The sequence below is a fragment of the Nitrospirota bacterium genome (genome assembly GCA_016214845.1).
Taxonomy (GTDB): domain Bacteria; phylum Nitrospirota; class Thermodesulfovibrionia; order UBA6902; family UBA6902; genus SURF-23.
In genome coordinates this window covers 1-18,902 of the sequence record JACRMS010000002.1, presented here as the reverse complement: position 1 = coordinate 18,902, position 18,902 = coordinate 1, and the positions used below count along the sequence as shown (strand labels likewise).

The window sequence follows — 18,902 nt, the reverse complement described above, 5'->3', positions numbered from 1 at the left end:
TCAGCTTCTCTGCCACTTCTCCCAGTGAATGTTCTCCCGCCTGAATTTGTCCACTGGTTTCGCGTCCCTGTCTGCAGGTACGCCTATCGGTATGACATTCAACGGGATTATGTTTTCCGGAATGGACAAGATCCTCCTTACGGATTTGACCCTTTCTTTGTCCACATACGCTGCCGTCCATACCGCGCCGTAGCCCAGCGCGTGCGCTGCAAGAAGGATGTTGCCGGATGCCAGCGAACAATCCATCACCCAGTAGTGTTTCGCGTATGTGTCGTCCTTGTCAGGGACGCCGCAGACGATGACAGCGGCCCCAGCCTTATCGAGCATCTTTGTGTACGGAAGCGACTCGCAGAGTTCATCAAGGATGTTCCTGTCTGTTACTACGACAAACGCCCATGGCTGAACATTCACTGCCGAGGGCGCGGACATTCCGGCCCTGAGGATTGCGTCGAGGTCTTCCTTCTTTACTTTTTCGCCTGTGAATTTGCGTACGCTCTTGCGGGTGTAGATCACATTTAAGAAATCCCTGTTCATATAAAACTCCTTTGTGTCTTTAGTTATAATTTTAATTAACATTATACAGCATAAGCGCGGGAGCGCATACTGAAAGGATTTAACCTAAATAACCAGAAGCAGAACTATCTCTATAATAATGAGGACAATGATCCCAATCTCAAGCAAGTGCCCCCTGCGGGTTGAAATCTCGTCATAAAGCATTTTGTAGGTATTCGTCACGACCTGGAGTTTTTCCTTGATGCTGTCCTCCCATTCCCTGCTCCTGAAAAGCACCATCGCTGTCCTGTAGATCTTAGCGTAATATACGTCCTCCGTGACCTTCAGCGCGTTGTCCACTTTTTCAGTGACCTCGGTAAAATCGGTGACGGTCTCGGCGATATTCCTTACAAATCTTTCATAGACCCGCAGTTTAAATAGCGGCATCCTCTTGCCTTTGGGAAGCTCGCTGTATATCCGCGAAAGTTCGTTGTCAAGGACGTGGTTATAGTATCTCAGCTCAAGCATCTGTGCGTTGGCGAATTCAAGGATATCGAGGATGTCGGAGCTGCCTGAGGGTTCAATAACAAAGGCGTTATCGAGATGAACGATGACCAGGTCATTGGGATAATAACTGAAACGGTGTTTCAGGGTTTCAGCCCGCGTGTGCCTGCTTAGTTCCTGTGTTTCATAGAGCAGAAGGCGCGAGGGGTCATACCGTTTTAAAAAATCTGAAGCCTCCGCTGATTCAGAAAGCTCTTCAATAAAGAAGATCATATAGTCTTCCATAAATTCTTCTTTGATACCGGAACTGATGACCGCGTCTCCGAGCGTGCCGATAAGATGAACAATGTATTCCATCGCCTTCTTATCAATGGACTCATCGGTGTCGAGGGACTTTGTAACTGTCTCGAGTTCGATAAATGCGGTGTCCCGCGGGATCGATATATCGAATGCGATAGAGATGACGCCGAAGTCGTAGGCCCTTGCGATTACGTTAACCTTTGTATCCCGTCCAAAGAGTTGTTTAACAAATCCCGGAAGCTCAACAGACACTGGCGGATTGGCAAACTCGATCGCCTTTGTTGATGGGTATTTTGAAAGACGAAGCCTCCTGGCCCCTTCCCTTGTCTGTGATTCAACCAGTGAAAGGTTGATCTCCGAGGCAACGTCAAAGAGCCTGTAGATGATTATCCTGCCTTTTTTTATGGAGAGGGTTTCCATAACAATATGATACCGCATAAAACGGGTAACGAGTGAAAATTTTCTTCCTGCTACTGTCATGCGTCCTTGTTACTCATCACTTGTCGCTTAAAGACATCTTTGCCCCTTGTAAGCTAAAACAATTATCCTGTATCATATACGGCAAATGGCTTATAAAGATCTGCGAGAATTTCTGTCACTCCTTGAAAAGAAGGGCCTCCTGAAACGGATAAAGGCCGGGGCCGATCCCGTACTTGAAATAGCGGAGATCAACGACCGTGTTGTTAAGGCAAACGGCCCGGCGCTGTTGTTTGAAAATCCGAAGGGCTCCAAATTCCCGGCCCTTGTAAATGCCTTCGGCTCTTTTGAGAGAATGCGCCTCGCGCTTGAGGTGGAGAACCTTGACGACATCGGCATCCGTATTCTTGAATTCCTTGAGCCTGAGATCCCAACCAACTTTATAGAAAAGCTCAAGGCGCTGCCGAAACTCAAGAAGCTTGCGGATTTTTTTCCTAAGACCGTAAAGACCGGGCCGTGCAAGGAAGTGATCATAAAAGACAACCCATCGCTTGATATCTTCCCCATTTTAAAGACGTGGCCTGAAGACGGCGGAAAATTCATCACCCTGCCGATGGTCTTTACAAAAGACCCTGAAAAGGGGGAACGCAACTGCGGCATGTACCGCATGCATGTCTACGATCCAAAGACCACAGGCATGCACTGGCATATGCACAAAGACGGGGCGAGACATTACCGGAAGGCGGAGCAGAAAGGGCAAAAGCTGGAAGTCGCGGTTGCGATTGGCTCTGACCCCGCGGTCATGTATTCCGCCACAGCCCCGCTGCCGGAGGGAGTTGATGAGATGCTCTTTGCCGGATTTTTGCGCAACGACACTGTTGATCTCGTGAAATGTGAGACCGTGGATTTAGAGGTCCCCGCCAATTCAGAGATCATACTTGAGGGCTATTGCGATCCCGGGGAAAGAAGGACCGAAGGGCCGTTCGGAGACCACACCGGTTATTACTCCCTTGCCGATGAATATCCGGTATTTCATATTACCTGCATCACGCACAGGAAAGACGCGATCTATCCCGCGACGATTGTCGGAAAGCCTCCGATGGAGGACTGCTTTATCGGAAAGGCAACGGAGAGGATATTCCTTCCATTGCTGAGGAAACAACTGCCGGAGATCATTGACATGAACCTCCCGCTTGAAGGCGTGTTCCACAACATCGCCGTTATTTCCATTGATAAGCGCTACCCCGGCCACGCGAGAAAGGTCATGTATGCCCTGTGGGGAATGGGCCAGATGAGCTTTACAAAGGCAATTGTTATCGTAGACAAATGGGTCAATGTGCAGGACTTGAGCGAGGTCGTCTGGAGGATGGGGAATAATGTGGACCCGAAAAGAGATACCGTTATCGTCGAAGGGCCGCTTGACGTGCTTGAGCACGCATCAAATATCCCCGCGTATGGCAGCAAAATGGGAATTGACGCAACGAAGAAATGGCCGTCAGAAGGCTTTACCCGCGAATGGCCCAACGAAATAGTCATGTCCGAAGACATCAAACGGCGCGTTTCCGAAAGATGGAAAGAGTTCGGTTTTTAACAGCCCGGACTTCCCCCACTTAAGAACTTCAAAAAATTACCGTATATATATATGTACTCTTACAGGATTGACATTTCGCGGTCAAGCTTTTAAGGTAACTCTATAGTTATTTGGAGCAAATGAAAGATAAAGCTGCCATAGTAGAATCCGCGCAAAAACTCGTTGCCAAAGGCCAGGTCGACAAGGCAATTTCCGAACTGGAAAAGCTTTTGTCTGAGGGCAAAGACGGGAATATTAACAACACGATTGGCGACTTATACCTTAAAAAAGGCGCGCAAAAAGAGGCCGTGGAATTTTATTCAAAGGCGGCTGATATCTACAAAGAAGACGGTTTCACGCCTAAGGCGATCGCGCTTTACAAAAAAATACTCAATATCATCCCTTCCGATGTGAATGCCCTGATCGCGTTAGGTTTGATCAACGCGGAAAAAGGCTTCACCGCGAATGCCATTGAAAATTTTACAAAGGCTGCGGAGATCCACAACAGGAATAACGAGATCGAAAAGGCCTTAGACCTCTACGAAAAGATCCTGCACATCTCCCCTTTTGATGTGAATGTCAGGATGAAGGTGATAGAGATCTATCTGAAATTAGGGCTGAAAGAAAGGGCCGCAACCGGGTATGCCGCGATCGCTTCAGATTATCTTGAAAAGGGGGACGCGAATCTGGCGATGGAGTTTTACTCGAAGGCAAAGAACATAGACCCGAAAAATGTATCTTCCCTGATCGGGTTCAGCCAATTGGCGGAGCAGGAAAACAACCCGGGCAAGGCGCTGGAATACCTCTCGCAAGCCGCATCCGTTACGCCGGACAACAGGAACCTGCTGCTTAGTTACGCAAAGCTTGCTGTCAAATTAAACAAGACGGAAGATGCCAGGAAGGCCCTTCAGCAATTGCTTGAAAAAGACGCCTCCGATGTACAGGCAAAAAAGATCCTCGGCACGCTTTATCTCAAAGAAGGAAAGCTCGAAAACGCCTGGAGAGAACTGCTCCCCTGCATAGAGGAATCCATGCGGGACAGTGAATGGGCGGACGCAATCGGGCTGCTGAAAAATTTCGCCGGCCTTCACCCCATCCCGGTCAGGGAGCGGCTTACGGCCATTTACAGGACAAAAGGCGATCATGAAGCCTTAAAGGTGGAATTAAGAAACCTTGCCAATATATATGAAGAGCAAAAACTGCCGGACGAGGCTCTTAAATTATACAGAGAGGCATTGGAATTAGACCCCGGCAGTATATCAATTAAAGCCACGATAGATGATCTTGAGAACGCCCTCGGTCTCAAACAGGTAAAAGTCATTGAGACTATTGCTCCCGCTGCGACTGGAACTTCTTCAACCGGACATGACAAAGTAACACCTTCACTGGCGGAGATCAAAGAGACAGACATTGGTGTCACTGAGGATGAAGATTATGATTCCCATTATATCGCAGGTGTTGATTACAGGCGAAAGGGCCTTTTAGACGATGCCATCGGCGAATTCAGGACAGCGGCAAAGGACCCTGAGAAGACCCTGCTGAGCTTACGCATGATAGCATCGTGCTATATGGAGAAAAAAGATTATCCCCGCGCTATAGTGGAATTTGAAAAACTCCTTAAAAGCTTGTCTCCCGATGATGAGAGATATCTCGATATGAAGTACGAACTTGCAGGCGTGCATATAAATAATAACGACTACTATCATGCATTGGAAATTTATTCCGAGATCAGCGCAAGGAACCCGGGCTTTAGAGACATATCAAAGAAGATGGATTTCCTGAAGGCCCAGGTGCAGAAGCCGGAGGACAAACCAAGGGCGAAAAGAGACAGGGTCTCGTATATCTGAATTCATAATTAAACAATTATACACCGTAAATCGCAGCCCGCAAAAATACAATAAATCCCTTCAGTCAGTATGTTATTATTTAATGTATTATGGACCATCTGGAATTTTATAAATTAAAAGAGTCCCCGTTCTCAAACATAGTCGACAACCGGTATTTTTACAATAACGCCCAGCATGCCCAGGCGCTGGTGCGCCTTAAGTATGCCGTTGACTCCATGAAAGGGCTTGCCGTTGTGGTCGGCGGGGTCGGCACAGGCAAGACCACGCTCGCACGGAGGATGCTCAATGAGCTGGACGAAAATAAGTACGAGGCCGCCCTGCTCGTGGTCATTCATACATCCGTTACAACGGACTGGCTGATGAAAAAAATTGCCATGCAATTGGGGATCGAAAATATCGCGGACACTAAACTGGAGATCCTGGGCCAGTTGTATAAAAGATTCATTGAGGTGTCCCAGTCCGGGCGCAAAACAGTCGTCCTGATGGACGAAGTGCAGATGCTCCAGTCGCGGGAGATAATGGAAGAATTCCGCGGCCTGCTTAACATGGAAGGCCCCGATGGAAAGCTCATCACCCTTGTGCTTTTCGGGCTTCCCGAACTTGACAACGTCCTCGCCCTGGACGAGCCGTTGAAGCAGAGAGTTGCCGTCAAATATAAATTGACCGGACTTGACGAGACCATAACACGGGAGTATATCAGGCACAGGCTCAGGATCGCCGGATGTGAAGAAGAAATTTTCGCGGCAGACGCGATCACGGCGATCCATCATTACACCAGAGGCGTTCCCAGATTAATAAATACAGTTTGTGACAATGCCTTATTTGAAGGGTTCCTTCTTAAAGAGGTCCCTGTCGGCAAAGGTATCATCGATGCCATCGCCGCCACCCTCGATCTAAAGCCCGTCTGACAGCCAACATTCGGCCACGAAGTTTCACGAATTGTCACGAATAAGTAAGAAGTAGGAAGTGGGAAGTAGGAAATAAATGGAAAGCAGGATCGTGAATATTCGTGGCTAACAGTATTCAGAATAATCCGGTTTATTCCTTCATCAGCTCCTTCAGACCTTCCTCATCTATCTGGAACTCGCGCGCTATGTGCTGCAGTGATGCGCCGGTCTGCTGCATCACCTCATTTACGTAACCTGTAAAAGAGGTTTTATTTTCGCAGGTGTCGAGATAGTTCTTTAGTATCATTGCCAGCCCCTCGGAAGGGATCCTGTACCCCTTCTTGGTCGCCTGCATCTCACCCACACTTTCAGGGATGCCGATTATAACAGAGCTGTCGTCCACGATCATGAAGCGCATGTTGTGCACCATGAGACAACTGCTGTAGAAAACCACAGCCCCCGCCTTCGTGTAAAGATAGCCCAAATACAGCCTGTCGGGGAACTTCGGCATAAGATACATTGAGCGGACTCCCCTTTTGGTAAGGCCCTCAAGGGTGTCGATGATGTCCGTGGTCATTTGTTTATCATCACCGCTTGGGACCCTGCCGGTGATGCATCCTGATACCTCTTCTTTTGCGTTTATCATGGAGTCAAGGACTGACAGGAAATACTCCTGGCGGGTAAGTATCTTTGTCGCCTTCCCGATCTCCAGCAGGAGGTGCTCTCTTTGCCTGCCTTCCCGGATGCTGTAAACGAGAAGGATAATGGTCGCTATGAGCAAAACCGATTCAAGTAGAAGAAGAGTGGTTTCAATAGTCATTATTTTTACCTGCCATTATCTTTATCATCAATAAGGGTATCGTCTGAAGACTCTTCAATATCCAGGATATCCTGGCCTGATATATAAGGTTTGGTTTTGTACCGCGTTATGTGAGTGATCTTCTCAATGATGTTGTTCATCCTGTAGCAGCTCGTTTTAATAACATCGAAATTTTCCTTTACCTCCTGATCGTCAGGAAGGCTGTCGCTTACAATAGATATGCAGGATGTAATTATCTGGAGCGGCTGTCTTAATTCATGCGCCATGGCGCCCGCGAGTTTTATTACCGCGTCGAGTTTCTCAAACGTAACGTCTCTGAAGACAATGACCTCCCAGATCTCATTCTTCTTCCTGAATTCAATAAACGAGGACAACACGGAGACAGTTTTGTCTCCTATGTCAAATTCCTTGGGTTTCTCAAGAAACTGTTTAACGCTTATGTATTGCTGGCAGTCAATACAGAATTTGTCTTTACTATTTGAAGAAAATAAACTGCAAGCGTTAAGTATCCAGCACCTGCAGCATTGAGAGGTCCTCCCCGGACAGGCTGTGTCCTCCGGGCAGTTGTTCCTTTCCCAGCAATAAGGGCCTTTGAATCCCTTGTCGGCCCTGAAAATACCCTCTCTCAGAGGATGTTCCGCAGGGAGTGTAAAGATTTTCATTCCTGTCAGATCTTCATTAATAGACAACATTTCAGAAAGGGCCTTGTTATAAACCCTGATGGTCCCGAGGGTATCAATGAACAAAATCCCGTCACTGATATTCTCAAGGACTGTCTTAAGTTCGGCCTTGTTTTCCCTGAAAGGCATATCTTTCCTCTAACTTTATTAGTTATATTATATCGCAATAGTATTTAATGGATAGATTTATTTGATGTTGCCCGCGGCTTGCCTCAGAAAGGTAAATCTGGATTGATTTTTCACGGTAACATCTTATAATCTATATAGTTCGGGGCGTAGCGCAGCCCGGTAGCGCGCCTGCTTTGGGAGCAGGATGTCGGAGGTTCGAATCCTCTCGCCCCGACCAAAATTCCTCCCATAAATCCAATCTGTTAACTCCTGTCGAATGAAAAAGACGGCAAAGCCTGTGTCCCCGGATGTCGGGACTTTGTCGGGACTTTTGGTTTTTGGGGTAATACATAAGCAGAGAATTACTCAAAAACCGGAGGTAAAAACTTGGCTGTTTATAAAAGAGGTAACAGTTGGTACATCGATTTCGTTTTCAACGGAACCAGAGTCAACCGGAAGGCCGGAAATACAAAGTCCGAGGCGAAAAGGATCGAGGAAGAGTTAAAAACGAAACTGAGACTGAAGATGCTGAATGTGTCGGATCTAACCGATACCGGAGACCGTTTATATTTTCATGTTGTCGCTGAAGAGTATCTGGACCATATAGAGAAAACAAAATCGAAAAGAAATGCCTATAAATTAAGGCCTAACTATATAAATCACGTAAAGGATTTCTTCTACCGATATTCCTCAAACGAAATCGATGAGGATCTTCTCATACGTTATCAGGGGCTCAAGAAGTCACAGGAACAGATACCCTTTAAAGAAATAAGAAAAGCCCAGAACCCCCCAAAGTTCCAGATACGGTTTAAAGATATTGAGCTTAAAAGAGCTAATTCAAAAAAAAATAGTAAGCCAAAGCAATCACGCTTATATTCAAACCGGGCCGTCAATATTTATATCGGAATAGTCCGGAAGATCAGAAACTTTGCAATCAGCAAGAAATATATCAAAGACGTAAGGATCAAATACCCGCATCTGCCGGAGCCCAAAAAACTGAACGCATTTGTGACTCCTGATGAATTTGAAAAATTGGCGGCAAATCTTTCATATGATCTGGTCGCCCAGCGAATCAGATTCGGAAGGCTTACCGGAATGAGGCCTGCGGAGCTTTCTTACCTCACGTGGAATGATGTGAATTTCAATTTGGAAACGGTAAAGGTGCAAGGGAAGGGCGATTGGAAACCCAAGACTAACGAAGAGAGGACCATCCCTTTATGCGATGAGGCGCTGGAAATTCTAAAAGACCTTTTCAAGGCTAAAAAAGGCAGGTGGGTATTTTCTACCACAGATACCCCAGTGAGATCCATTCAACGGTCCCTCAAGACCGCTTCAGAAAAAGCAGGACTGAATAATCACGTCACCCCCAACATGATACGCCATACATTCGCCACTCATGCCCTCTGGGCCGGCGCGGACATAAAATCAGTGATGGACATAATGGGGCATAAGAATATCGAAACAACGAACCGGTATTTGCATTCGATACCTGAAACTCTTCGACGGACGGTTCAACTCGTACAGAATTTGAAATCTGTTAAATCTTTGGAAGCCGAGGGAGGGGGAAAATAGGATTCGGCATGAACGTGAGTTTTCTGATATATCAAATCCATCGAAATCCCCCAAGCTATTGTCAATTTGAATTACAGATTGATGGTCAACGATATCTGCCGGATATCGTGACGTTTCAGCAATGCTCGCTGTTATTCATAATACCTGCAAGTCAGTAATCTGTGGGGACTTTATATTCGATGATAACAGGTTAAAAGAGTGATTCTCATTCAATCGAAGGAAAGTTGCTTCTGCTAACAAAGCGAGCGTGTAAAGAATTTTGATTGTTAAGAGATGCATGACTAACTATCACACCAAATAATCAATAGTCCGGAATGATGAAGTAAATGAATATTAGGGAGGCGGATTGATATGATGTTAAAACCCTGTAACTCCCGGCCCTGTCTTTTCTTCGGAAATAGCGATCTTAATAGCCTCCCGAAAAGGAGTTTTCTCTATGGGAAAGAATTCATCTATTCTGTTATCCCTGCAGATGACCTCATTCTTCAATCCCTCGATAAGCGGATGGGCAATGCCCGCTGGCACCGGTGTTACGAGGTCTACCCAGTATGAAGAAAGCTTCGGGGTCAAAAGCGGAATAGTTATAATCAATCTCTTTGTGATCCCCCGCGCCTCCGCATACTGGTTCATCATTTCCCTGTAGGTAAGAATCTCCGGTCCCCCGATATCGAATGTTTTTCCTGCTGTGTCCGGATTCAGCAGACAACCAACGAGATAGTCGAGAACATCACGGACGGCTACAGGCTGGATCTTTGTGTCAATCCAGCGGGGAGTCACCATGACCGGCAAACGCTCCACGAGATAGCGCAGCATTTCATAAGATGCGCCTCCCGCGCCGATTATTACAGCGGCGCGAAGGAATGTTACTCCGGCTTTCCCTTTAGAGAGTATCTTTGCGACATCCAATCTGCTCCTAAGATGATCCGAGAGATTGTCTCCGGTCTCACCGAGACCGCCGAGATATATGATCCGCTTAAGCCCTGCAGTGTCCGATGCCTTAACCAAGTTCCCCGCAGCCTGTTTGTCCTTCTCAGCAAAATCCAAGCGTTGTGAGAAGAGTTTACCTCCCATGGAGTGAATTAGATAATACGCGGAATGAATGCCCTTCATGGCTTCCCCGAGATTCTCATTTTTCAGAATGTCTCCTTCGATGATCTCTATATCGGAGTTCTTTGGAACAAGGGCGGAAGCTTTTGAAGTACTGCGCACAAGGAGGCGCATTTTGATGTCCTTTTTTGCAAGCACCTTTATTAGTCTGCTCCCGATAAACCCGGTTGCACCGAGGACAAGCACTCTGTCTTCAGGAGTGAAGGATAGATCGTTCATGATATAAGTGTATCACATGACATGTAATTTACAAATAGAATGGAAATCAGATCATAAAGCTGATAAGATTTAGTTGAACAGGCAATTTATATTTTTTCGCATCATGTGAGGGAGGGCTGAACAAATGGAAAGCTTGCTTTTTACAGCATTGCAAACTGACAGCAGACCGGTCCCATGGCTTGATATCATCGGTATTTTTATATTCATTGCAGGATTCATTGTTGGTTTAGGAGCGGTAACTGTCATTGATATACATGGTGCGCTGGGAAGGAGATCAGCATACTGGACAGAAGCTACGACCAGGACGCATAAGGTCACCAAGCCATTGATATGGATAGGCCTGTTCCTGGCAACTTCAGGGGCACTTATAACTTATCGTGACAGCGGTCTCGCCGGGATACCGTTACTGCAGGCGATCATAGCGGTTGCGCTTGTTTTGAATGGATTGTTTCTTTCTTTTTACGTAAGCCCTTATATCCTGAAGCGTGAACGTGAAGGCAGGGCAGGTGAACTTTTGCCTGATTCCCTTCAGGTTAAGATTGTATTAAGTTTTATTGTGTCATTCATCGGGTGGTGGAGCGAAGTCTTCTTGTTAGTGTGGTATCTCGTTATGGTGAAGTGAAACATTCTGTCTTGTAATAAATAATGAATCAGAAACGGGCAAGAATCAACAAGGATGGAAAAGGCGGAACAGGCCCCGTTGTTTACTGGATGAGCCGTGACCAGCGTGTACAGGACAACTGGGCGCTCCTGTTCGCCCAGCAAACAGCGATAGAACGTAAAGCACCGCTTGCCGTTGTCTTCTGTCTGGCGCCTTCTTTTCTAAACGCGACGATCCGGCATTACGGCTTTATGCTAAGAGGGCTGCGGGAAGTCGACTCAACACTTAGAAAGAAGAATATCTACTTTCATCTGCTTGCCGGTAATCCGGAAGAAGAGATTCCTTCTTTTATCACAAGAAATAATAGCAGCGTTCTTATCACCGATTTTGATCCTCTGAGGATCAAGAGGAAATGGAAAGACAATGCCTCGCTAAAGATAAACATTCCATTATATGAGGTTGACGCTCATAATATCGTGCCCTGCTGGATCGCGTCACCCAAGCAGGAATACGCAGCATACACATTCAGGCCAAAGATAATGAGGGCGCTGTCTGAATTCCTTGAAGACTTCCCGAAGATCAGAAAACATCCTTTTACGTTGACCAGACGCCTTTCTGATGTTGATTGGGAAAAGGCGATTAAGACCCTGAATACAGACCATTCAGTATCTGAGGCAGACTGGATCGTTCCGGGTGAAAAGGCAGCTTTGAAAGCATTGAAAATTTTTATTAATAAAAAACTGCCGCAATATGCTGATATGAGAAATGACCCGTCCAGAGACGGGCAGTCTAACCTTTCACCGTATCTGCACTTCGGACAGTTGTCTGCCCAGAGGGCAGCGCTTGAGGCGGATAACGCGGATTGCCCGGCAAAATCCAAAGAGGCTTTTCTTGAGGAACTGATCGTGAGGCGGGAACTGTCCGATAATTTTTGTTATTACAATGATCACTATGATTCATTCGCGGGTTTCCCGGAATGGTCTCAGCGCTCGCTCAATGCTCACAGGAAGGACAGGCGTGAGTATATTTATTCATTAAAGAAGTTCGAGAACGCGCAAACTCATGATGACCTCTGGAACGCGGCGCAGATGGAAATGGTAAAGCGGGGAAAGATGCATGGTTATATGAGAATGTACTGGGCGAAGAAAATACTTGAATGGTCTTCATCTCCTGAAGAAGCGCTTGAGACCGCTATTCATCTTAATGACAAATACGAACTTGACGGACGCGATCCGAACGGGTATACAGGGATTGCATGGAGCATCGGGGGGGTACATGACAGGGCATGGAATGACCGCAGGATATTCGGCAAGATACGTTATATGAGCTATAATGGCTGTAAAGGTAAATTTGATGTACGGGCGTATATAACACAAAATGATAACTAAAAAAACAAAAAGTGTCAGCAAAGCAATTCCTGTTACGGTCAAACAGGGCTCTGAGGACGTGCCGGGCAGGCTTGCCGTATTGAACAGGAAACAGCCTCACGCCGTGCTCGCAACCGCATCTGATAATGAACCGTATACGTCATTGGTAGCATTTGCAGTCACCCCTGACATGAAAGGGCTTGTGTTTGCTACCCCGCGTAAAACAAAAAAGTTCAGTAATATTGCAAAAAACAGGAATGTATCTCTCCTGATCGATACCCGCTCAAATACTGCAGGTGATTATATGAAGACAGAATTGATTTCAATTTCAGGAAGTGCAAAAGTAATCAGGCAAGGAGCCGGGAGAGATGAGCTTGCTGAAATATTCACTAATAAGCATCCCCGGCTCAGGGCATTTGTAAACGCTTCTTCAACAGCACTGATACTTGTGAAAATAAGCAAATGTATCCATGTAAGCTCGTTCCAGGTTGTGAGTGAATATTCGTGGTGAGCTGCTTCAAGCCCGGACCCGCACAGTTAGTAACATAGAAAAGCAATTTCAGATGGATTTTTTATTGAAGTCTCCAGGCATACCGAAAAAGTAAAATGATAGTAAAAACAGGGGATGTGTCCACTTTTTTGTCCTTTGTTGACTTTACGACCATAAGTAGTACAATTGCCTTTAACGATGTAACAAACTTATATTCTCGTGACACCATCAACAGGTGACTTCAGGTGTCTAAGTTTTCAGACACGCTCTGTGTCCTTAATTATTGAAGGGAGGAATCATCATGAATGAAGATAGCAAGAGCCCGGTATCGGGAAAAATTATCAGACAAGCAGCCAGTGGAGGAATGTCGAACCGGGACTGGTGGCCGAACCAGTTGGACCTTCATATTCTGCACCAGCATTCCTCTAAATCGAATCCTATGGGGGAGGATTTTGATTACGCAGAAGAATTCAGAAAACTCGATCTTGCTGCGGTTAAGAAAGACCTCCTCGCGCTGATGACCGATTCACAGGACTGGTGGCCGGCTGACTACGGTCATTACGGAGGGCTCTTCATCAGGATGGCATGGCACAGCGCAGGCACCTATCGCGTGGGTGACGGCCGTGGAGGAGCAGGTTCAGGCAGTCAGCGCCTTGCACCTCTTAACAGCTGGCCTGACAATGTGAATCTCGACAAGGCGCGCCGATTGCTTTGGCCGATCAAACAAAAATACGGAAGGAATATCTCTTGGGCCGATCTCATGGTCCTCGCCGGCAATGTCGCGCTGGAGTCGATGGGCTTTAAGACATTCGGCTTCGCAGGCGGGCGTGTAGACGTATGGGAGCCGGAAAAGGATATTTATTGGGGCTCTGAGGACAAGTGGCTTGGTGACAAGCGCTATAGCAGTGACCGGAAACTCGAGAACCCTCTCGCTGCCGTTCAGATGGGACTGATCTACGTGAATCCGGAAGGGCCGAACGGCAACCCTGATCCTGTTGCCTCCGGACGTGATGTTCGGGAGACCTTCGGGCGCATGGCAATGAACGATGAAGAGACTGTCGCGCTTGTTGCGGGCGGTCACACGTTTGGTAAGTGTCACGGCGCCGCCCCTGCTTCGCATGTTGGCCCTGAACCTGAAGCCGCCCCGATTGAAGAGCAGGGCCTCGGATGGAAAAGCAGCTTCGGCAGCGGGAAAGGCGGTGATACTATCAGCAGCGGCCTCGAAGGCGCCTGGAAGCCCAACCCGACCAGATGGGACATGGGTTATTTAAAGGTGATGTTTAAATATGAGTGGGAACTGGTCAAGAGCCCGGCTGGCGCGCATCAGTGGCTGGCAAAGGACGTAGAAGAAGAGGACATGGTAGTTGACGCTCATGATCCGTCGAAGAAGCATAGGCCCATGATGACCACGGCCGACCTCTCGCTCCGCTTCGACCCGATCTACGAGCTGATCGCCCGGCGTTACCTGCAGAACCCCGGGGAATTAGCGGATGCCTTTGCCCGCGCTTGGTTCAAACTGACCCACCGCGACATGGGCCCGCGTTCGCGCTATCTCGGCACGGAGGTACCGGCAGAAGAGCTCATATGGCAAGACCCTATACCTGACGTCAACCACAAATTGATAAATAAAAAGGAGATCGCAGACCTCAAGGCTAAGATCCTGTCTTCCAGTCTGTCTGTGTCAGAGCTGATTTCGACCGCATGGGCGTCGGCGTCCACCTTCCGCGGCTCCGACAAGCGCGGCGGTGCGAATGGTGCCCGCATTCGTCTGGCGCCTCAGAAGGATTGGGAAGTCAACGAGCCTGACCGGCTGTCAAAGGTACTCAGGACCCTGGAGCGCATTCAGCGCGCGTTCAACCGTGAGCAGTCCGGCGGCAAGAAGATATCACTGGCTGATCTGATCGTTCTGGCCGGATGCGCTGGTGTAGAACAGGCTGCGAAGAATGCCGGTCACAAGGTGACGGTCCCCTTCACACCGGGACGCATGGACGCCTCGCAGAAGCAAACCGACGAAAGGTTATTCGGTGTCCTCGAACCGAAAGCGGACGGCTTCCGCAACTACCAGAAAACCAGATACGCTGTATCAGCAGAGGAACTTCTGATTGATCGCGCGCAACTGCTGACGCTGACCGCCCCTGAGATGACGGTGCTCATTGGCGGCATGCGTGTATTGAATGCCAACTTCGGAGGGTCTCAGCACGGTGTCTTCACAAAGCGGCCGGGGGCGCTCACCAATGACTTCTTCGTGAACCTGCTCGACATGAGTTCGGTGTGGAACAAAACCGCGCAGGATGATGACGTTTTCGAGGGCCGTGACCGCGCAACCGGCGCGCTCAAATGGACTGCCACCCGTGTCGACCTGATCTTTGGTTCGAACTCCCAATTACGGGCCATAGCGGAAGTTTACGCGTGTGAGGATTCGCAGGAAAAGTTTACTAACGACTTTGTCGCGGCGTGGAATAAAGTAATGAACCTTGACCGTTTCGATCTTGCATGATTGGGAAACCGGCTCCATGTCCCCATTTTTTGTCCCATCTACACATGATTTCTCAGCATCAGCTCCAGTGGGTGTGGATTGAGATAATACTGCCTCTTTAAATAGGGCTCGTCAAATTTATTGACATAGTGCCTTAGAAGAGTTACCGGGACAATGAGGGGGATGAGTCCCTGATGATAATTATTAATAATCTCTATCAACTCCTGTTTCTCTTCTCCGGAAAGATCGTTCCTGAAATACCCCATGATGTGCATGAGGACATTTGTGTTCTTTTTTACTGTGGCCAGAAGTTTAAGCCCATCCATCATCTGCCTTATGTATTCATAGAGAAGTTCATCGCGATTGTATTTTTTCCCCTCTGCGACAAGTTTCCCGAGTTTCCTGTAATGTTCAGTGCTGTGCGCCATGAGCAGGAGCTTATGGTCAGTATGAAATGAGACAAGCCCTTTCAGCGACCTGTCATCAGCAATAAAGTCCAGCCATCTTCTGTAAACAAAAATCCTTTCAATGAAATTCTCTCTCAACTGAGGGTCCTGAAGCCTCCCGTCATCTTCAGCAGGCAGAAGGGGAAAATGTTTTAAAAAGGCGCCGCCAAATATCCCCGCACCGCTCTTTGAACTAACGCCTGTTTCGCCATACACCTTTACACCCCTTATGCCTGAACTCGGCGATCTGCTTTTGAAGATGAAGCCGCACAGGTTCTCCTTTTCGAGTTCTTTAAGCCTCTTGTCCGCCCATCGCTTCATCCCATCCGTATGGTCTATCTTTGTCCTGATGGTCAAGAGACGCGGGGACGCCGCATCGCCGACAAGGCGCATCGCCTCTCTCGGCACAGGAAGTCCATACTCAACTTCCGGACAGACCCCCACCCATTCGACATACATGCCGAGCGTCTCTTTAAAATAATGATCGAGCTTGTGCCCGCCGTCATACCGGACATTCTCACCAAGGAGACACCGGCTTATTCCTAATTTGATCTTCTCTTCCACAGTCCGTCCTCAGATGTATTTTCAGGTATTGAATTGTTTTCACAAGCGTGCTTCAGGTCCCTCAGCATTATTACCGAGAGTTTGTGAAGGCGCTTTTTCGGGACATGAAAGAAGATTCTTTTGAGCCAGTTCAGCTTAAATATTTCCCGGCTTGTTAGAAGCGTTTTCCCGTTCTTCTCTTCAAAGATAAATTCGTGACGCGCCGTAATTCCGTGCTTTGTGCCCGACCATACAAGCCTCTGCCCCGTCACCAGTTCTTCCACTACCGGCTCTATATTCATTGGAAATGAAAATGGGCGAATGCAAAATTTAAAGCTTTTTCCCTCTGTCAGCCTCTCATTTTCAAATGAAACATTGCTGAGAACAGAGCTCCAGTCCCGCCAGCAGGTAAGGTCTGTAAACGTATCCCAAACCTGCTTAAGCGGAGCATTGATAAGTATTGATTCACTGATAACCATTTTCTGTATTGCCTTATGGAAATTATACGATATAATGTTCTTATCTGAAAGAAGAAATCGTTAAAAGCAGTATATCTGAGATTATGTGCGAAGACCAGAAACCGGACATAAAAGAATTTATTTCAAATCTGAAAGCACAGATGCCGCTTGGCAGGAAGATCACCTCTCTGCTTCGGAACAATGCAATTAAGATAATCAAGCGGCGGAGCTGCTGCGGGCATCCCGATGAGCCCGGCTGCTGACAGTCTGAAAAGTAATTCACCGGGCTGGTGAAGAAATGTATACCCTAAAACGGATATTAATATTTGTCCCTATATTTATTATGACCTCATGTATGCATATGAAAGATACGGCCCCTCCATTACAGGTCGTTCCATTTGTTGATCTCAGCCGCTATACAGGCATGTGGTATGAGATAGCGAGGTATCCTCACAAGTTTCAGAATGGCTGCGCCGGCAGCAGGGCTACATATGCATTAAGAGATGACGGAAAACTCTCTGTATTGAACGAATGCTATGAAGAGGCAGAACCTGGCAAGCTCCGCTCGGCAAAAGGCAAGGCGTGGGTTGTTGACTCAAAGACGAACGCGAAGCTGAAGGTATCTTTCTTCTGGCCTTTTTCGGGTGCTTACTGGATAATAGACCTCGGCAGGGACTATGAATATGCCGTTATCGGGCATCCGGACAGACAATACCTATGGATACTGAGCAGAACGCAGGTTATGGATGAGTCAGTTTACGAAGCAATACTGAACCGCCTCAAGGATCAGCACTATGATACTTCAAGGCTGATAAGGACTGCCAGATAAAGGAGAAAAAATGGACCTGAAAAAATATTTTGAGAGTGCACATGGTACAGGGGTTCTTTCTACCGCTGATTCAGATGGAAAGGTGAATTCTGCCATCTATGGACGCCCGCATGTTTTTGATGACGGCACTGTCGCGTTTTTAATGCGGCAAAAACTGACCCATCATAATCTTCAAACCAATCCGTATGCTTCATTTCTCTTCCACGAAAGCGGGTCCGGATACAGCGGCCTGAGAATGCATTTGAAAAAGATAAAGGAAGAGACGGAATCTCCTCTTATAGCAAAAATGACCAGGGGCAATTTGACACCCGAAGAGGACAGGGAAAAAGGCCCAAAGTATCTTGTGCATTTCAGTATTGAAAAGATACTGCCGCTTATAGGAAGCGGACAGGTTAATGTATAAAGTATTTTGAGAGGGGTAATACAATATGCCGATTTTGATCAAAGCGCCAACCGTAATAGCAGCATCCGGTAACAAACCGAAAGAGATAAGGGAATACATAGGACGTGTCAATTCAAAGACAGATGCTGTCAGCATCGCACGTATGAAAAGCCCCGCCGGATGGATCGAGCCCGGTCAGCAGCCTGAGTTCAACGAATACACTCTGGTCTTGCGGGGTGTGCTACGGGTCAGTACACAGAATCAGACAATAGATGTTCGGGAAGGAGAAGCGGTTATTGTACAGGGCGGCGAATGGGTGCAATACAGTACTCCTGAACCAGGCGGAGCTGAATATATAGCTGTCTGTTTACCGGCTTTCTCGCCTGAAACAGTTCACAGGGATGAATCCCAATAGTCAACAATAGTAAAGATTCAACCAGTGATCCGAACAACTCTATCTCCGGTTGAAATCAAGCCCGATGGAACATATTTAGATTTATTGACTTATGCGAAAAAGCAATAAGTTCGAAATGCAATTGATACTGAGAATATTTAGCGACAATCCTCAACATGAGAAGTCCATTATTGAATAAAACTGCCGCCTTAGTCAGAATTACTTACACTGCAACTTTGTGAGCAAAAGCCACGAGACTGTCTCACTAACTGTGTAAGTTCAATTTTCACTGTATCCTATCCTCAAACAATATAGCGATCTGAGAATAGACTTGAGACCATCCTCTGAGAGGCATGGTCCATTTTTTATCGAGTTCCAGTGCTGCCATATATA

19 protein-coding genes and 1 tRNA gene are annotated in these 18,902 nt (G+C 47.2%); 13 read left to right on the top strand and 7 right to left on the bottom strand.

Annotated features, from left to right (window positions below; all coding sequences use genetic code 11):
* Window positions 1-534, bottom strand: coding sequence for a nitroreductase family protein (locus tag HZB61_00300; GenBank protein ID MBI5055044.1), 534 nt, complete (start codon window positions 532-534; stop codon window positions 1-3).
* A gap of 84 nt (window positions 535-618) precedes the next feature.
* Window positions 619-1,776, bottom strand: a complete 1,158-nt coding sequence (locus HZB61_00295; protein MBI5055043.1) for a hypothetical protein — start codon at window positions 1,774-1,776, stop codon at window positions 619-621.
* Window positions 1,777-1,861: 85 nt separating this feature from the next.
* Here HZB61_00295 and HZB61_00290 point away from each other — a divergent pair, with 85 nt between their 5' ends.
* The 3 genes from HZB61_00290 to HZB61_00280 all read left to right on the top strand — a co-directional run bounded on the left by HZB61_00290 (window position 1,862) and on the right by HZB61_00280 (window position 6,038).
* A complete protein-coding gene (locus HZB61_00290; protein MBI5055042.1) occupies window positions 1,862-3,304 on the top strand; it encodes a menaquinone biosynthesis decarboxylase in 1,443 nt (480 codons plus the stop codon).
* 119 nt (window positions 3,305-3,423) lie between these two features.
* Window positions 3,424-5,130 (top strand): tetratricopeptide repeat protein, encoded by a 1,707-nt coding sequence (locus HZB61_00285; GenBank protein MBI5055041.1) that lies wholly within the window; start codon window positions 3,424-3,426, stop codon window positions 5,128-5,130.
* Between the two features lie 89 nt (window positions 5,131-5,219).
* Complete coding sequence (locus HZB61_00280; protein MBI5055040.1) at window positions 5,220-6,038, top strand: AAA family ATPase; 819 nt, start codon at window positions 5,220-5,222, stop codon at window positions 6,036-6,038.
* Between the two features lie 130 nt (window positions 6,039-6,168).
* On the opposite strand, the gene HZB61_00275 is transcribed toward HZB61_00280, so the two are convergent.
* Entirely contained in the window at window positions 6,169-6,837 is a 669-nt protein-coding gene (locus tag HZB61_00275) for a hypothetical protein (GenBank protein ID MBI5055039.1), read from the bottom strand.
* Window positions 6,838-6,842: 5 nt separating this feature from the next.
* Window positions 6,843-7,646, bottom strand: a complete 804-nt coding sequence (locus HZB61_00270; protein MBI5055038.1) for a hypothetical protein — start codon at window positions 7,644-7,646, stop codon at window positions 6,843-6,845.
* Between the two features lie 140 nt (window positions 7,647-7,786).
* On the opposite strand from HZB61_00270, the gene HZB61_00265 reads away from it, so the two are divergent.
* Window positions 7,787-7,863 (top strand) — tRNA-Pro (locus tag HZB61_00265).
* A 149-nt stretch (window positions 7,864-8,012) separates the two neighbouring features.
* Entirely contained in the window at window positions 8,013-9,197 is a 1,185-nt protein-coding gene (locus tag HZB61_00260; GenBank protein MBI5055037.1) for a site-specific integrase, read from the top strand.
* A gap of 357 nt (window positions 9,198-9,554) precedes the next feature.
* On the opposite strand, the gene HZB61_00255 is transcribed toward HZB61_00260, so the two are convergent.
* Window positions 9,555-10,523 (bottom strand): NAD(P)H-binding protein, encoded by a 969-nt coding sequence (locus HZB61_00255; protein MBI5055036.1) that lies wholly within the window; start codon window positions 10,521-10,523, stop codon window positions 9,555-9,557.
* Window positions 10,524-10,647: 124 nt separating this feature from the next.
* On the opposite strand from HZB61_00255, the gene HZB61_00250 reads away from it, so the two are divergent.
* From HZB61_00250 to katG, 4 genes are all read left to right on the top strand, one after another.
* Window positions 10,648-11,145, top strand: coding sequence for a hypothetical protein (locus HZB61_00250; GenBank protein ID MBI5055035.1), 498 nt, complete (start codon window positions 10,648-10,650; stop codon window positions 11,143-11,145).
* Between the two features lie 23 nt (window positions 11,146-11,168).
* Window positions 11,169-12,512 carry a deoxyribodipyrimidine photo-lyase gene (locus HZB61_00245; GenBank protein ID MBI5055034.1) on the top strand — a complete coding sequence of 448 codons (1,344 nt, stop codon included), beginning with the start codon at window positions 11,169-11,171 and terminating at the stop codon, window positions 12,510-12,512.
* On the top strand, window positions 12,502-13,002 hold the full coding sequence (locus HZB61_00240) for a pyridoxamine 5'-phosphate oxidase family protein (protein ID MBI5055033.1): 501 nt from the start codon (window positions 12,502-12,504) through the stop codon (window positions 13,000-13,002). Before HZB61_00245 ends, HZB61_00240 begins: the two co-directional genes overlap by 11 nt.
* Before the next feature lie 280 nt (window positions 13,003-13,282).
* The gene (katG, locus tag HZB61_00235) at window positions 13,283-15,478 is read left to right on the top strand and encodes a catalase/peroxidase HPI (protein ID MBI5055032.1); all 2,196 of its coding nucleotides are present in this window, start codon (window positions 13,283-13,285) and stop codon (window positions 15,476-15,478) included.
* Window positions 15,479-15,516: 38 nt separating this feature from the next.
* On the opposite strand, the gene HZB61_00230 is transcribed toward katG, so the two are convergent.
* Window positions 15,517-16,467, bottom strand: coding sequence for a DUF523 and DUF1722 domain-containing protein (locus HZB61_00230; GenBank protein MBI5055031.1), 951 nt, complete (start codon window positions 16,465-16,467; stop codon window positions 15,517-15,519).
* Window positions 16,446-16,925, bottom strand: coding sequence for an SRPBCC domain-containing protein (locus tag HZB61_00225; protein ID MBI5055030.1), 480 nt, complete (start codon window positions 16,923-16,925; stop codon window positions 16,446-16,448). Before HZB61_00225 ends, HZB61_00230 begins: the two co-directional genes overlap by 22 nt.
* Before the next feature lie 83 nt (window positions 16,926-17,008).
* On the opposite strand from HZB61_00225, the gene HZB61_00220 reads away from it, so the two are divergent.
* From HZB61_00220 to HZB61_00205, 4 genes are read left to right on the top strand one after another with little or no spacing between them, the layout of a single operon-like run.
* On the top strand, window positions 17,009-17,167 hold the full coding sequence (locus HZB61_00220) for a hypothetical protein (protein MBI5055029.1): 159 nt from the start codon (window positions 17,009-17,011) through the stop codon (window positions 17,165-17,167).
* 35 nt (window positions 17,168-17,202) lie between these two features.
* Window positions 17,203-17,733, top strand: coding sequence for a lipocalin family protein (locus HZB61_00215; protein MBI5055028.1), 531 nt, complete (start codon window positions 17,203-17,205; stop codon window positions 17,731-17,733).
* A 10-nt stretch (window positions 17,734-17,743) separates the two neighbouring features.
* Window positions 17,744-18,136, top strand: a complete 393-nt coding sequence (locus HZB61_00210) for a pyridoxamine 5'-phosphate oxidase family protein (protein ID MBI5055027.1) — start codon at window positions 17,744-17,746, stop codon at window positions 18,134-18,136.
* A gap of 25 nt (window positions 18,137-18,161) precedes the next feature.
* Entirely contained in the window at window positions 18,162-18,530 is a 369-nt protein-coding gene (locus tag HZB61_00205; protein MBI5055026.1) for a cupin, read from the top strand.
* The last annotated feature ends 372 nt before the right edge of the window (window positions 18,531-18,902 follow it).

Coding starts and splice junctions, on each gene's coding strand:
- HZB61_00300 (MBI5055044.1), bottom strand. CDS start 534: ATGAACAGGGATTTCTTAAATGTGATCTACACCCGCAAGAGCGTACGC.
- HZB61_00295 (MBI5055043.1), bottom strand. CDS start 1,776: ATGACAGTAGCAGGAAGAAAATTTTCACTCGTTACCCGTTTTATGCGG.
- HZB61_00290 (MBI5055042.1), top strand. CDS start 1,862: ATGGCTTATAAAGATCTGCGAGAATTTCTGTCACTCCTTGAAAAGAAG.
- HZB61_00285 (MBI5055041.1), top strand. CDS start 3,424: ATGAAAGATAAAGCTGCCATAGTAGAATCCGCGCAAAAACTCGTTGCC.
- HZB61_00280 (MBI5055040.1), top strand. CDS start 5,220: ATGGACCATCTGGAATTTTATAAATTAAAAGAGTCCCCGTTCTCAAAC.
- HZB61_00275 (MBI5055039.1), bottom strand. CDS start 6,837: ATGACTATTGAAACCACTCTTCTTCTACTTGAATCGGTTTTGCTCATA.
- HZB61_00270 (MBI5055038.1), bottom strand. CDS start 7,646: ATGCCTTTCAGGGAAAACAAGGCCGAACTTAAGACAGTCCTTGAGAAT.
- HZB61_00255 (MBI5055036.1), bottom strand. CDS start 10,523: ATGAACGATCTATCCTTCACTCCTGAAGACAGAGTGCTTGTCCTCGGT.
- HZB61_00250 (MBI5055035.1), top strand. CDS start 10,648: ATGGAAAGCTTGCTTTTTACAGCATTGCAAACTGACAGCAGACCGGTC.
- HZB61_00245 (MBI5055034.1), top strand. CDS start 11,169: ATGAATCAGAAACGGGCAAGAATCAACAAGGATGGAAAAGGCGGAACA.
- HZB61_00240 (MBI5055033.1), top strand. CDS start 12,502: ATGATAACTAAAAAAACAAAAAGTGTCAGCAAAGCAATTCCTGTTACG.
- katG (MBI5055032.1), top strand. CDS start 13,283: ATGAATGAAGATAGCAAGAGCCCGGTATCGGGAAAAATTATCAGACAA.
- HZB61_00225 (MBI5055030.1), bottom strand. CDS start 16,925: ATGGTTATCAGTGAATCAATACTTATCAATGCTCCGCTTAAGCAGGTT.
- HZB61_00220 (MBI5055029.1), top strand. CDS start 17,009: ATGTGCGAAGACCAGAAACCGGACATAAAAGAATTTATTTCAAATCTG.
- HZB61_00215 (MBI5055028.1), top strand. CDS start 17,203: ATGTATACCCTAAAACGGATATTAATATTTGTCCCTATATTTATTATG.
- HZB61_00210 (MBI5055027.1), top strand. CDS start 17,744: ATGGACCTGAAAAAATATTTTGAGAGTGCACATGGTACAGGGGTTCTT.
- HZB61_00205 (MBI5055026.1), top strand. CDS start 18,162: ATGCCGATTTTGATCAAAGCGCCAACCGTAATAGCAGCATCCGGTAAC.